This is a genomic window from Pseudomonas fluorescens (assembly GCF_902498195.1).
Lineage (GTDB): Bacteria > Pseudomonadota > Gammaproteobacteria > Pseudomonadales > Pseudomonadaceae > Aquipseudomonas > Aquipseudomonas fluorescens_BU.
The window spans coordinates 720,612-733,752 of the sequence record NZ_CABVIY010000004.1 but is presented as its reverse complement, the minus strand read 5'-3'; the positions used below and the strand labels follow the sequence as shown (position 1 = coordinate 733,752).

Sequence of the window (13,141 nt, the reverse complement as noted above, 5' to 3'; positions counted from 1 at the left end):
CTCAAGAGGTCTGCAATGTCAGTTTTGTTGAGCATCGACAGTGTCTGCAAACGCTTCGGGCCGTTCCAGGCACTGGACAACATTCACCTGGACATCGAGCAGGGCGAATTCATCGTCCTGCTTGGCCCCAGCGGTTGTGGCAAGACCACCTTGCTGCGATCGATCGCCGGCTTCATGCAGCCCGATTCCGGGCGCATCGCCATCGACGGCCAGGACGTCAGTCACCTGCCCCCGTACCGTCGGCCCCTCAATACCGTGTTCCAGAACTACGCGCTGTTTCCGCACATGACCGTGCTGGAAAACGTGGCCTACGGCCCCCGGCGCCAGGGCGTCAATCGCACCGACGCCCGGCTCAAGGCGCGCGAGGCCCTGGCGATGGTCGGCCTGGAGGCCCTGGAAGAACGCTTCCCCCGTGGCATGTCCGGCGGCCAGCAGCAACGCGTCGCCCTGGCCCGCGCCATCGTCAACCAACCGAAACTTTTGCTGCTCGACGAGCCGCTCTCGGCACTGGACATGAAACTGCGCAAGCGCATGCAGCTTGAGCTCAAGCATCTGCAGGCCAGGCTGGGGATCGCGTTCATTTTCGTCACCCACGACCAGGAAGAAGCGATGACCATCGCCGACCGCATCGTGGTGATGAACGCCGGACGCATCGAACAGGTTGGCGCCAGCAACGAGATCTACAGCGCACCGGCTTCGCGCTTCGTCGCGGACTTTATCGGCGAAGCCAACCTGATCGGCTACCAGGCCAGCGATAACGGCGAGATTCGCCTGGCGATCCGGCATAAACCGCTGTCACGCAGCGCAGCGAACCTGTTGCCGCGCGGGGTGGCCGTGCTGCGGCCCGAGCATGTGCAGGTGCTGGATGCCTCGACCGCCGAGACCGCCGGTTGCTATGAAATCCACGGCACGGTGACCGATGTCGTCAGCGTGGGCAGTCACACCCTCGTCCACTCGCTGATCGACGGGCAGCCCATCGTGGCGCGCACCATGGGCCTGCCCCGGGCCGACCTGATCGCCGGCAGCGCCGTGCGCCTGGGCTTCAGGCCCGAGCATTTGCACCTGATCGGAGAGCCGGTATGAAACGCACGGCCCTCGCCCCGGGGTTGCTGCTGTTCGGCGCCCTGGCGTTTTTCACGGCATTCTTTCTCGCGCCGTTCGCCGTGGTGATCTTCGCCAGCCTGACCAAGGGCGCGGATCACGCGTTCACCCTGGAGCACTACATCCGGGTGCTGGGCGACCAGTACCACTGGGATGTGATCCTGGTGACGTTCCGCATCGCCGCGCTGACCACCCTGATCTCGTTGCTGCTCGGTTATCCGCTGGCCTGGTATCTGGTGCGTGTCGTGAAATGGCGCGCCTGGCGCCGAGCCTGCGTCATCCTGCTGGTGGTGCCGATGTTCACCAGCAACATCGTGCGCTCATTCGGCTGGATGGTCCTGCTGGGGCGCAAGGGGCTGGTCAACGAGAGCCTCCTGCAGACCGGCCTGATCGATACGCCGGTACGCTTCCTGGGGACCGAACTCGGCATCCTGATCGGCATGGTGTACATCCTGCTGCCGTTCATTGTGCTTGCCGCCGGCAATGCCCTGGCCCAGGTCGACCCGGCCTACGAACAGGCGTCCGACGACCTGGGCGCGAGCCCCCGCGCGACCTTTTTCCACGTGGTGCTGCCACTGACCATGCCCGGCATCATCTCCGGCTCGATCATGGTGTTCACCCTGGCGGCGAGTGCCTACGTCACCCCGGCGCTGCTGTCCGGGGGACGGATCTCCGTGCTCTCGATGCTGATTTTCCAGCAATACAGTTCGGTCTTCGACTTCAACTACGGCGGAGCGCTGAGCGTCGTGCTGCTGATCTTTACCCTGGTAATGGTCGGGCTCGCCGGACGTGTCGGCACCATCCGGGGGAGCAACCCATGATCACTCGACTTCTGGTCAGGCTGGTGGCCTGGGCCGTGCTGGGCTACATGCTGCTGCCACTGGTGGTGATCCTCGGCGTCTCCGTCACCGCCACCTCGTTCCTGGCCTTCCCGCCACAAGGCTGGACGCTGGACTGGTACGGCAAAATGCTCAGTGATCCAAGCTACGTGGCGTCCTTTGCCACCAGCACCGTCCTGGCCCTGGCGGCAACCTTTGTCGCGGTGTTGCTCAGTGTGCCGGCGGCCCTGGCGATGGCCCGCTACGACTTTCCCGGCAAGGGCACGATCCTCGCGGCACTGACGTCACCGCTGGTATTCCCGCACATCGTGCTGGGCGCGGCGCTGTTGCAGTTCGGTGGTTATTTCGGCTTGACCCGCAGCTTCCTGGCATTGCTGATCGGCCACACCATCATCATTTCGCCTTTCGTCCTGCGTTCGGTGCTGTCGATGCTGACGCCCGAGCAGCGCGCCCTGGAAGAAGCCTCCAGCGACCTGGGCGGGACACCCTGGGCGACCTTCTTCCTGGTGGTGCTGCCGCAGATCCGGCCGGGACTCGTGACCGGGTCGATGTTTGCCTTCATCTCGTCATGGATCAACGTGGAGCTGTCGATCTTCAACACCACGCCGGACCTCAACACCATACCGGTGAAACTCTTCAACTACGTGCAATACACCGTCGACCCGACCATCGCCGCCGCGTCCGGCGCGACCATCATCGTCGTCGTGGTGGCCGTGATCATTCTGGACCTGTGTATCGGTCTCGACCTTTTGTCAGAACGCAAATAATCCCGTCATACATCCCGAAAGCCAGGAGTGCCGCTATGCGCATGCAAGACACGTTCGATGTCATCTACACCCATACCGAAGGCGAACCACTGTGCATCGTCCACAGCGGCATTCCCTACCCCGCCGGTTCGAGCATTCTGGCCAAGCGTGCCTTTCTCGAACAGAACTATGACTGGGTACGCAAGGCCTTGATGCAGGAACCACGCGGCCACAAGGACATGTTCGGGGTGTTTCTCACCCCGCCTTCGAGCAGCGAGTTCGACGCCGGGCTGATCTACATGGACGGCAGTGTGTACTCACACATGTGCGGCCACGGCACCATTGCGGTGAGCATGGCAATGGTCGCCCTGGGCCTGGTGCCGCGCGGTAAAGATGGCATCACCAAAATCCGTTTTGAAACCACCGCCGGCCTGGTCGTGGCCGAGGTGGCGTCGGAAGGCGACAAAGTGCTGTGGACCCGTTTCGAAAACGTGCCCGCCTACGTGGCCGCACAGGACATTCCGATCCAGCTTCCCGGCTATGGCGACCTCAAGGCCGACCTGGTGTGGGGCGGCAACTATTTCGGCATCGTCGACCTGACCCATTGCGACCTGCGCATCAGCCCCGACAACGGCAGCGAACTGTCACGCCTGGGCCTGCTGGCGCGCGACCAGATCAACAAGCAGCTGAAGATCCAGCACCCGACCGAGGCGCACATCAACGACCTCAACTTCATCACCTTCTGGCACCCGGCGACCATCGAAGGCGCATTCTACAAAAACGTCCACGTCTTCAGCGCCGGCCAGCTCGACCGTTCCCCCGGTGGCACAGGCACCAGTGCGATGATGGCGATGTTCGAAGCCCGGGGAAAACTGGGGCTGAACCAACCCATTCTGTCCGAAGGCCTGTTGGGCAGCGGTACGTTCGAGGGTTGCCTGCTGGGCGAAGTCGACCTCAACGGCACGCGCGCGGTGCGTCCGACCGTCAAGGGCACGGCCAGCATCCTGGGCACCTCGCGCTGGGTGATCGAGCGTAATGACCCGGTTGGGGCGGGGTTTGTCGTCAACTGATTGGTTTAGTTGAGCCATGTGCATTGGGTTGGGTTGGGTTGGGTGAATATCCATTGCTGCGGTAACGGCGACTAACGGTTCCGCTCTTACAGCGGGTTACTTGGAAGAGCGCCAAGTAACCAAGCGCTCTTGCCCCACCACTCGGTGCCTCGCTAGGGCTCGGCATGCCCTCTCTCCGGCATTGCTCCGTGGGTCGCCGCGATGGGCCATCCCTGGCCCAGCGCGGCTAAACCGGCGTCCTGCCGGTTTACCCACTGCGCAATGCCTGCGTTCGGCCAGCGTGGTTTAACGGGGCGCCCAGATCAAAATCAAAATCAAAAGCCAAGCGAGGCGGCCTTAAAGCCGACCTGGCTTTGGCTGGTGCCCCGCCCCCCCTGTAGGAGCGAGCATGCTCGCGAAAAACCTGAGAGAGCACCACGGGGTGTCAGGCTCCCCGCGTCATCGTTGACGACCATCGCGAGCATGCTCGCTCCTACAGGCTCTTCCAGGTGACTCGCCGCGAGGGCGAAACCAATCGCCGCCCTTTGCGCAGCAATGCATCTACCCCCACCCTTAAACATTACGACCAGCCACCAGCGTTCGGTATGATCTGAACAACACACGACATCATCAAGGACTATGAATGCCACTGATCTCGCAACGTGTAGAACTGGCCCGCAACGGCGCTAACGATAAAGTCATTTGCCGAATGGCCTCGGGTTGGGCGGTCATGGGCGATGTGCAGTTTCTCCCGGGTTACTGCCTGTTGCTGCCCGATCCTGTCGTTCCAAGCTTGAACGATCTGGACGCCGACGCCCGGGCAATCTACCTGCTCGACATGGCCCGCCTCGGAGACGCTGTCCTGCAAGCCACCGGGGCGCTTCGCATGAACTATGAAATCCTGGGGAATTCAGAACCGGAGCTGCATTGCCACATTTTCCCTCGCTACGCCACAGAGCCGGAAGAAAAACGCAAGATGCCCGTCTGGTTCTACGACTGGAAAACCGCAACGCCCTACACCGAGGAAGCGCATGGCGATTTGCGTCACAGCATTGCCCGGTTACTGCAGGCATCATCCCGCGTCTGAAGCAGGTTGTTTGCTGGCCGCCAAAACAAAAAAAGCACCTGAGGTGCTTTTTTCGTCGCCGCGATTACCGGGATAAATTCGCCACTTTAGCCCGCGCCGAGTGCAGTTTCTTGTAGCTCTCGATCAGGCGCAGATGCCGGTCGAGCCCTTCGAGCTTCATGCTCGTCGGCGTCAGGCCGAAGAAGCGCACGCTGCCGTTCACCGAACCGATCGCGGCGTCCGTTCGCTCGTTGCCGAACATCCGGCGGAAGTTGGCTTCGTAGTCCGCCAGTTCCAGGTCCTCGTCCAGTTCCATCTCCAGCACCGCGTTCACCGCCTGGTAGAACAAACCGCGCTCGACCGTGTTGTCGTTGTATTGCAGGAACATCTCCACTGCCTCTTTGGCCTCTTCGTATTGCTGCAAGGCAAGCCAGATCAGCAGCTTCAACTCCAGGATGGTCAGCTGGCCCCAGGCCGTGTTGTCGTCAAACTCGATGCCGATCAGGGTGGTGATGTCGGTGTAGTCATCCAGCTCGCTTTCCACCAGGCGCTCCACCAGCGAATTCAGCTCGGCTTCGTCCAGGCGATGCAGGTTCAGGATATCGGCGCGGAAGAACAGGGCCTTGTTGGTGTTGTCCCAGATCAGGTCTTCCACCGGGTAGATTTCCGAGTAGTCCGGCACCAGGATGCGGCAGGCGGTTGCGCCGAGGTGCTCGTACACCGCCATGTACGCTTCCTTGCCCATGCTTTCGAGGATGCCGAACAGCGTCGCGGCTTCCTCGGCATTGGAGTTTTCACCCTGGCCGCAGAAATCCCATTCCACGAACTCGTAATCCGATTTCGAGCTGAAGAAACGCCACGACACCACACCGCTGGAGTCGATGAAGTGCTCGACGAAGTTGTTCGGCTCGGTGACCGCCTGGCCTTCGAAAGTCGGCTGGGGCAAATCGTTCAGGCCTTCGAAACTGCGGCCCTGGAGCAATTCCGTCAGGCTGCGTTCCAGCGCCACTTCAAGGCTTGGGTGCGCGCCGAACGAGGCGAACACACCACCGGTGCGCGGGTTCATCAAGGTGACGCACATCACCGGGAACTCACCGCCCAGCGACGCATCCTTGACCAGCACCGGGAAGCCTTGCGCTTCCAGCCCTTGAATACCGGCCAGAATCGCCGGGTATTTGGCCAATACGTCGGCCGGCACGTCTGGCAGTGCGAATTCACCTTCGATGATTTCGCGCTTCACCGCGCGCTCGAAGATTTCCGACAGGCACTGCACCTGGGCTTCGGCCAGGGTGTTGCCGGCGCTCATGCCGTTGCTCAGGTACAGGTTTTCGATGAGATTGGACGGGAAATACACCACCTCGCCGTCCGACTGGCGCACGAACGGCAGCGAAACGATGCCGCGCTCTTCGTTGCCCGAGTTGGTGTCGAACAAGTGCGAGCCACGCAGCTCGCCATCGCGGTTGTAGATCTTGCGGCAGTAGGCGTCGAGGATTTCCGTCGGCAGCTCATCCTCGGGACCCGGCTGGAACCAGCGCTCGTCCGGGTAATGCACGAACGGCGCGTTGGCGATCTCTTCGCCCCAGAACTGATCGTTGTAGAAGAAGTTGCAATTGAGCCGCTCGATGAACTCGCCCAACGCCGACGCCAGGGCGCCCTCCTTGGTCGCGCCCTTGCCGTTGGTGAAGCACATCGGCGATTGCGCATCGCGGATATGCAGCGACCACACGTTGGGCACGATGTTGCGCCACGAAGCGATTTCGATCTTCATGCCCAGCTCAGACAGAATGCCCGACATGTTGGCGATGGTTTGTTCCAGCGGCAGGTCTTTGCCGACAATGAAGGTGCTCGCGTCCGACGCCAGGCTCGGCATCAGCAAGGCCTGGGCATCGGCGTCGAGATTTTCCACTTCCTCGATCACGAACTCAGGGCCGGCTTGCACCACTTTTTTCACGGTGCAGCGGTCGATGGAACGCAAGATGCCCTGGCGGTCCTTGTCGGAGATATCCGCCGGCAGCTCGACCTGGATCTTGAAAATCTGGTTGTAGCGGTTTTCCGGATCAACAATGTTGTTCTGCGACAGGCGGATGTTATCCGTGGGGATATTGCGCGTTTCGCAGTACAACTTCACAAAGTAAGCCGCACACAACGCCGACGAAGCCAGGAAGTAATCGAACGGACCCGGGGCAGAACCATCGCCCTTGTAGCGGATAGGCTGGTCGGCCACCACCGTGAAGTCATCGAACTTGGCTTCAAGTCGAAGGTTGTCGAGAAAATTGACCTTGATTTCCATGCGGGATTACCAGAATAACGAGCAGACGATTTGGCCGCCATTATCCGGTTTTTCACCGGGATGTATTGTGCTTTCAGTGAGAAAAGGGGTTCGCCATGGTGCCTGCCTTACGAGCGGCGCCCTTTCGCAGGGGACTTTCCCCCGGAGTTGGCGGTAATTCCCCAGTGCCTGATTTTGCCTTTTGTGCGGATCATTGCTAGAAACATACTGAAAGGACGAATACAGGCGACATTTGCCAAGGTCGTGCAGTCCTGAAGGGTTGGCACAGAGAATGCTCGGTGTTCATCCAGGCTTGATTGAGTGGTTCAAGCGGCTACCTCCGCATGTGCAACACGCATAGGACACTCACCATGCAACGGATAACGGCTTTTTTCAGACGCCTGCATCGCGCAACAACCGACGCCATTGCGCCGACCGGACCGCCCAACCTCCTGCGATGGTTTTCGATCGTCAGCTTCATCCTGATCAGCGCGATTGCCATTGGCCTGGGCTCCGTGTCGACCCGCTTCCTGGTGACTGAAAGCCTGGAGCGCGATGCCCTGTTGTCAGCGCAATTCATCCAGACCATCGCCATCGGCGAGATACGGCACCACGGGTTGGCCGGGATGCGCATGGGCGATATTTTGGCCCCCACCCACTATGGAATGCTCTCGCCCGAATTGGCGCAGAACCGGCAACGCGCCCGCTCCGAGTTTCTCGACCACCTGTCCCATCTCCCGGACTCTCTCCTGATCAGCATCTATTCCCCGCTTCGCACGGTGATGTGGTCGACCAACGCGCAGCTGGTCGGACGCAAATTCCTCAACGATGAGGCGCTCGAAGCCGCGTTCAGCTCAAAAGACCGGGTGTCGACCAAATACAGCAACGCTGACGAGATCCGTCCGGAACAGCAATTTCTGCATCCGCCCAAAATGTTCTTCATCGAGAGCTACATCCCGCTGGTGGATGATTCGGGGAATACGCTGGCGGTGGTTGAAATCTACAAGGAGCCCGCGGATCTGATCGAACGCCTCAACCGTGGCCACTGGGTCATCTGGATGTCGACGGCGGTGGGCGGCCTGCTGCTGTATGTCGGGCTCTACTGGATGGTTCAACGGGCGTCGATCCGGCTCGCGTCCCAGGAGGCCCAGCTCGTCGCCAACAAGACCTACGTGGGCCTGGTCGAGATGTCCACGGCGGTCGCCCACAGCCTGCGCAACCCCCTCGCCTGCATCCGCTCCAGTGCAGAGCTGGCCAACGCCATGCACGGTCAGCCGGCGACCAAGAACATCGACGATATCGTCAACCAGGTGGACCGGATGTCGCAGTGGGTGCACGAATTACTGCTGTGCCTGCGGCCGATCCGTGGAGAGGCTGAACTGGTGGAACCGATGGCGCTGGTACAGGCCACCCTCGACAGCTTCAGTGCACAGCTCAATCAATCGGGCATCCAGGTCGCCTTCCAGAACGAACCCGGCCCGCGCGTCATCAGCAACCCGCTGTTGCTGTCGCAGATTCTCAATAGCGTCATGGCCAATGCCATCGAGGCAATGCCGGGCGGGGGCCGATTGACCATCCACGCCAGTGTGGATGACGCCCAGCAATGGCTGCATTTGACCGTCAGCGACACCGGGGATGGCGCGTCACGGCAGCAGGAAATGATGGCCTTCAAATCTTTCTACACCACCCGGCAAGGCCGGTTGGGCATAGGGTTGATCATGGTGAAGCAGATCATGGAGAGTTTTGACGGAGAGGCCGGCCTGACCTGCAACGAACAGCAGGGGACCGCCGTGCGCCTGAGCTTCAAAGTGGTGGAAAGGAGAGCCAGCGCGTTGGGCTGACCCTCGTCGGTTCAATCCACCCTGACCGTCAGGTCCTTGATGGATCGGGGCTTGTCACTTACCGCAGCGACCTGAATCCAGCCCGCACTTCCTGCGAGAACAGCACCGGTTGTTCCCACGCCGCAAAGTGCCCGCCCTTGGGCAGCCTGTTGTAATGCACCAGCTTGGGATAAGCCTGCTCCGTCCAGCTTCTGGGCGCCGCATACAGCTCATCGGGAAACACACTCACCGCGACCGGAATGTTGACGCCCTTGACGGCGAAGAAGGTCGACTTGTTCTCCCAATAGAGCCGGGCCGAGGAAATGGCGGTGTTGGTCAGCCAGAACAGCGTGATGTTGTCGAGGACATCATCGGGCGTGAGGCCCTCCGTTTCTCCCTCGATGGACCGCGCGATCAGCTCGTAGCTTTTCGGATCGTGATCGAGCATGAAGGCGGCCAGGCCAACGGGTGAGTCAACGAGACCGGTCAACGATTGGGGCCTGTCCCCCATCATGATCGCGTAGCCAATGTGCTTATAGGTATTGGCCAGTTGATCGGCCGCCAATTGCTCTTCCGCGCAAAGACCTGCTGGCACCGGCTCGCCGCGAAACAACGCCGCATCCAGCTCAGGCGGGATGACGCCCGGCATGTTCGAATGAATACCGATCAAGCCAGGTGGCGCCTTGACGGCCATCAGATCGACGACGATAGACCCCCAATCACCGCCTTGCGCCCCATACCGGGTGTAGCCCAGACGCTTCATCAGCTCGATGTAGGCATCGGCGATTCGCTCGGGGTTCCAGCCGGCCACGGTCGGTTTTTCCGAGAAGCCGTAACCCGGCATCGACGGAATCACCACGCTGAACGCATCGGCCGCGCTGCCGCCGTACGCCTCGGGATCAGTGAGTGGCCCGATGACTTTCATCAACTCGATCACCGACCCGGGCCATCCGTGCGCCATCAGCAAGGGCAAGGCATTCGCGTGTTTCGAACGGACATGGATGAAATGCAGATCCAGGCCATCGATCCGGGTGATGAAGTTGGGCACCGCGTTTATTTTCGATTCAATGAGGCGCCAGTCGTACTGTGTCGCCCAGTGGTCGGCCAGTTTCCGGATCGTCGCCAGTTGCACGCCCTGGGAAGAGTCGTTGACGGTTTCCTTATCCGGCCAGCGGGTCGCGGCTATACGCCGACGCAACTCGCAGAGTTCTGCCTCGGGGGCGCTGAAGTGAAAGGGGCGTATTTCAGCGGATGCACTGTCGGTTTTCCGTGAGGTAGGGGTCATTGCGTCAGTCCTGATGGTTGCGTCGGTAACCAGGGCTTTTTGCCGATTTTGCTCATCGCTGATTCCTTGTTGTTTTAGTGAGAATCAAATAGAACAAAGTGACGTATCTATCTGACACGATTGATTTTATAGGTGACAAAACCGTGCCGAATAGAACAGAAAAACCGATCACTTTCGCCTTTTCCGCCCGCCCCGCTTCATCACCACTGATCGACTGGACGCAACACTGGCTTTGACATCAATGCGGATTTAGATGAATATACATCGCATACGATTTAATCTATTGCGATACGAAAGCCACCATTGGAGATTGAGCCATGAACACCGCAAGCCACCACGTCACGTTTATCTGCGCCCCTCAGGCTTGCGCTGGCCACAACGGCAACAACTGGGTCACGGCTGCATGAAACTGATCCAGCTGCGAGCCTTCTGCTCCGTGGTCGACAGCGGCAGCATTCGTTCGGCGGCGCGGGCATTGGACGTTGCCCAGAGCACGCTGACCGAATCGATCCAAAGCCTGGAAAGAGACCTGGGAGCGACCTTGCTGGTGCGCTCCACCCAGGGCATCAGCCTGACACTGGCCGGCAAGGTGTTCCTGGCCCGGGCCCGTTCGATCCTGCTCGATTGCGACCGCGCCGTTGAGGACGTCCGACACTGCAATGGCTCACCCGAAGGCCAGATCGCATTGGGGGTCACAGTGGAACCCCTGGCGGCGAGCCTGATCCCGGTCTTCAGCAGCTTCACCCGGCGCTTTCCGAACGTGCAGCTGCACGTCGCCAGTGGCAAGAGCAAAAGCTTGATCGAGATGATCCGCGCCGGCCGGCTCGACTTCGTGATGTGCCCCATCGGTCCCAACGTGTGCGATATCGATCTGCACATCGAGCGCCTTTACCGCTCGACCACCCGCGTGATTGCGCGCAAGGGCCATCCCCTGGCGGATGCTGGCTCGCTGCACGAGCTGGCCGATTGCCAATGGATCAGCGTGCGGCCGGCCGGGGTGGCCAGTAGCGCGGAGATCCAGTTGATCGAACTGTTCAAAGCCCAGGGCCTGCCCCCGCCGAAGATTGCGATCACCACCGAATCGCTGCTCGAAATCCTCCACATCGTTTCCGAGACCGATTACCTGACCGTCGAGCCCGGCATGCTGGCCGGCATGAAACTGTTTTCCTCGTCGCTGACCCGCATTGCGATCCGCGAACCGCTGGAATCGACCGAGGTGTGCCTGGTCAGCCGGCGAGTGTCGCCCTTCTCCCGGGTCACCCAGGAACTGACCAGCATGCTGATTTCCTACTCACGCCTGCGGCATCGGTTAGAGCAATGATCCACTGTCATCACTGAGCCCAACAGGGCGATAAGAACCCGATCCTGCTGCCTGGCAGACAACAAATCACCGTCGAGCGCCTGCCCCAGCTTTTTTCACAGCAGGGCTAACGCCTCAAAAACGAATGATGTATTCTTTTGATGTCTCTGCAGATGACAACCAACCATAAAAACAAAACAGGTGCTGGTTCATTATGTGACATCACTAAATGAATCCGCACCAATAACGATCATAGTATTTTTTTAGCCAGCCTCTTCCAGGGCCCGGCTAAACCTTGCCTAATAAAAACACTACCCAAAGGACAAATACGTGCACATCACCGAGACGAGCCATGCCGGGACGGTCGTAAGCCTTCCCCGCTCTACCATGCTTCTAGTATTAGGCCTCTGCTGGGCCGCCATCCTCTCGGAAGGGTATGACATCGGGGTCATGGGCACCATCGTGCCCGCCCTGCTGAGCGACCCGAGCTGGAGCCTGACCCCGCTGGAAATCGGCGCCATGAGCAGTTCCGCGCTGTTCGGCACACTTATCGGCGCCTACTTCATCAGCCCCTGGAGTGACATCATCGGGCGCAAGCCGCTGATCCTTCTCTCCATCGCGCTGTTTTCAGGCTCGATGCTGGCGGCCGCCTGGGCGCCAACGCCGCAGATTTTCTCGCTGGTCAGAGGTATCGGCGGCCTGGGACTGGGCGCCATCATCCCGGTGGCCGCGGCCTTGACGATCGAATACTCGCCACCGCACCGACGCAACCTGAACTTCGCCCTGATGTACTCCGGCTATCCGCTCGGCGCCCTGCTGTCGGCCTGGGTGGGCATGACCTTCATGCCTGAACATGGCTGGCGCGCAGTGGTTGGCGCAGGCGCCATCGCGCTATTGCTGATCCCGATCATGATGCTGTGGCTGCCCGAGTCACTGGAGTTCCTGGTGGCGAAGAAGCGCACCCGCCAGGCCCAGGCACTCGCCGCTCGCCTGGGTATCAGCGAACTGCCGGCACCACCGGCCGACAAGGGCGCCACGCAGCGCTCACCTTTCCGGGAAATTCTGGCCGAGGTGTTCTCCAGGCGAAATCGCCGGGGCACGCTGTGCCTGTGGCTGGCCCAATGCACCGCGGTGATGGTGGTGTACGGACTCGGTACCTGGCTGCCGCAATACATGCGCCACAACGGCTACGACCTGGGCTCGGCGCTGATGTTCTTCGCCGTTTTCAACCTGGCGGCCGCCCTGGGCGGGATTGTCATCGGACGAATCGCCGACCGCTTTGGCGCGCGCCGCACCCTCGCCCTGGGCTTTACCTTCGGCGCTTGCGCGATCGCTGCGCTGTCACTGAAAAACTCGATGATGGTCACTTACGTGCTGGTCGCCTGCGCCGGTTTCGGCAGCGTGGCCGTCGCCCTGGTCCAGCTGGGGTACATCGCCAACTACTACGCCCCTCACGCCCGGGCGTCGGCCACGGGCTGGGCGGTGGGCATCGGGCGCTTCGGCGCGATGGGCGGGCCGATTCTCGGCGGCTTCGTCGCCGGGCTGCAGCTCGATAGTTTCTGGAACTTCATGGTCTTCGCCACGGCTGCGATTGCCGCGGCCATAGCCATCACCATGACGCCTGCACCAGCCCACGAACGATAAGGGCTGCAACTCACCGGCGAGC

At 60.8% G+C, this 13,141-nt stretch carries 10 protein-coding genes; 8 read left to right on the top strand and 2 right to left on the bottom strand.

All coding sequences use genetic code 11. From position 1 onward, the window contains the following. Window positions 1-15 precede the first annotated feature (15 nt). From F8N66_RS18645 to F8N66_RS18620, 5 genes are all read left to right on the top strand, one after another. The gene (locus F8N66_RS18645; RefSeq protein ID WP_150771575.1) at window positions 16-1,083 is read left to right on the top strand and encodes an ABC transporter ATP-binding protein; all 1,068 of its coding nucleotides are present in this window, start codon (window positions 16-18) and stop codon (window positions 1,081-1,083) included. Continuing rightward, window positions 1,080-1,922 carry an ABC transporter permease gene (locus F8N66_RS18640; RefSeq protein WP_150771574.1) on the top strand — a complete coding sequence of 281 codons (843 nt, stop codon included), beginning with the start codon at window positions 1,080-1,082 and terminating at the stop codon, window positions 1,920-1,922. Before F8N66_RS18645 ends, F8N66_RS18640 begins: the two co-directional genes overlap by 4 nt. Then, on the top strand, window positions 1,919-2,707 hold the full coding sequence (locus tag F8N66_RS18635; RefSeq protein ID WP_150771573.1) for an ABC transporter permease: 789 nt from the start codon (window positions 1,919-1,921) through the stop codon (window positions 2,705-2,707). The genes F8N66_RS18640 and F8N66_RS18635 overlap by 4 nt, the downstream gene beginning before the upstream one ends. A 35-nt stretch (window positions 2,708-2,742) precedes the next feature. Continuing rightward, window positions 2,743-3,756 (top strand): proline racemase family protein, encoded by a 1,014-nt coding sequence (locus tag F8N66_RS18630; protein WP_150771572.1) that lies wholly within the window; start codon window positions 2,743-2,745, stop codon window positions 3,754-3,756. A 622-nt stretch (window positions 3,757-4,378) separates the two neighbouring features. After that, window positions 4,379-4,822, top strand: coding sequence for an HIT family protein (locus F8N66_RS18620; protein WP_150771571.1), 444 nt, complete (start codon window positions 4,379-4,381; stop codon window positions 4,820-4,822). Window positions 4,823-4,886: 64 nt separating this feature from the next. Here the strand turns inward: F8N66_RS18620 and F8N66_RS18615 are convergent, their stop codons facing one another. Then, complete coding sequence (locus F8N66_RS18615; protein ID WP_150771570.1) at window positions 4,887-7,091, bottom strand: OsmC domain/YcaO domain-containing protein; 2,205 nt, start codon at window positions 7,089-7,091, stop codon at window positions 4,887-4,889. A gap of 350 nt (window positions 7,092-7,441) precedes the next feature. Between F8N66_RS18615 and F8N66_RS18610 the strand changes: the two genes are divergently transcribed. Continuing rightward, window positions 7,442-8,911: a sensor histidine kinase gene (locus F8N66_RS18610; protein WP_150771569.1), complete on the top strand. Its 1,470-nt coding sequence runs from the start codon at window positions 7,442-7,444 to the stop codon at window positions 8,909-8,911. 58 nt (window positions 8,912-8,969) lie between these two features. On the opposite strand, the gene F8N66_RS18605 is transcribed toward F8N66_RS18610, so the two are convergent. Then, the gene (locus F8N66_RS18605; protein WP_150771568.1) at window positions 8,970-10,175 is read right to left on the bottom strand and encodes an epoxide hydrolase family protein; all 1,206 of its coding nucleotides are present in this window, start codon (window positions 10,173-10,175) and stop codon (window positions 8,970-8,972) included. Between the two features lie 403 nt (window positions 10,176-10,578). Here F8N66_RS18605 and F8N66_RS18600 point away from each other — a divergent pair, with 403 nt between their 5' ends. Continuing rightward, window positions 10,579-11,496: a LysR substrate-binding domain-containing protein gene (locus tag F8N66_RS18600; protein ID WP_150771567.1), complete on the top strand. Its 918-nt coding sequence runs from the start codon at window positions 10,579-10,581 to the stop codon at window positions 11,494-11,496. A gap of 366 nt (window positions 11,497-11,862) precedes the next feature. Continuing rightward, the gene (locus F8N66_RS18595; RefSeq protein ID WP_224790500.1) at window positions 11,863-13,119 is read left to right on the top strand and encodes an MFS transporter; all 1,257 of its coding nucleotides are present in this window, start codon (window positions 11,863-11,865) and stop codon (window positions 13,117-13,119) included. Window positions 13,120-13,141 lie beyond the last annotated feature (22 nt).

Bases quoted from the DNA above. Each gene is read 5' to 3' on its own strand.
- F8N66_RS18645 (WP_150771575.1), top strand. From the start codon at position 16: ATGTCAGTTTTGTTGAGCATCGACAGTGTCTGCAAACGCTTCGGGCCG.
- F8N66_RS18640 (WP_150771574.1), top strand. From the start codon at position 1,080: ATGAAACGCACGGCCCTCGCCCCGGGGTTGCTGCTGTTCGGCGCCCTG.
- F8N66_RS18635 (WP_150771573.1), top strand. From the start codon at position 1,919: ATGATCACTCGACTTCTGGTCAGGCTGGTGGCCTGGGCCGTGCTGGGC.
- F8N66_RS18630 (WP_150771572.1), top strand. From the start codon at position 2,743: ATGCGCATGCAAGACACGTTCGATGTCATCTACACCCATACCGAAGGC.
- F8N66_RS18620 (WP_150771571.1), top strand. From the start codon at position 4,379: ATGCCACTGATCTCGCAACGTGTAGAACTGGCCCGCAACGGCGCTAAC.
- F8N66_RS18615 (WP_150771570.1), bottom strand. From the start codon at position 7,091: ATGGAAATCAAGGTCAATTTTCTCGACAACCTTCGACTTGAAGCCAAG.
- F8N66_RS18610 (WP_150771569.1), top strand. From the start codon at position 7,442: ATGCAACGGATAACGGCTTTTTTCAGACGCCTGCATCGCGCAACAACC.
- F8N66_RS18605 (WP_150771568.1), bottom strand. From the start codon at position 10,175: ATGACCCCTACCTCACGGAAAACCGACAGTGCATCCGCTGAAATACGC.
- F8N66_RS18600 (WP_150771567.1), top strand. From the start codon at position 10,579: ATGAAACTGATCCAGCTGCGAGCCTTCTGCTCCGTGGTCGACAGCGGC.
- F8N66_RS18595 (WP_224790500.1), top strand. From the start codon at position 11,863: ATGCTTCTAGTATTAGGCCTCTGCTGGGCCGCCATCCTCTCGGAAGGG.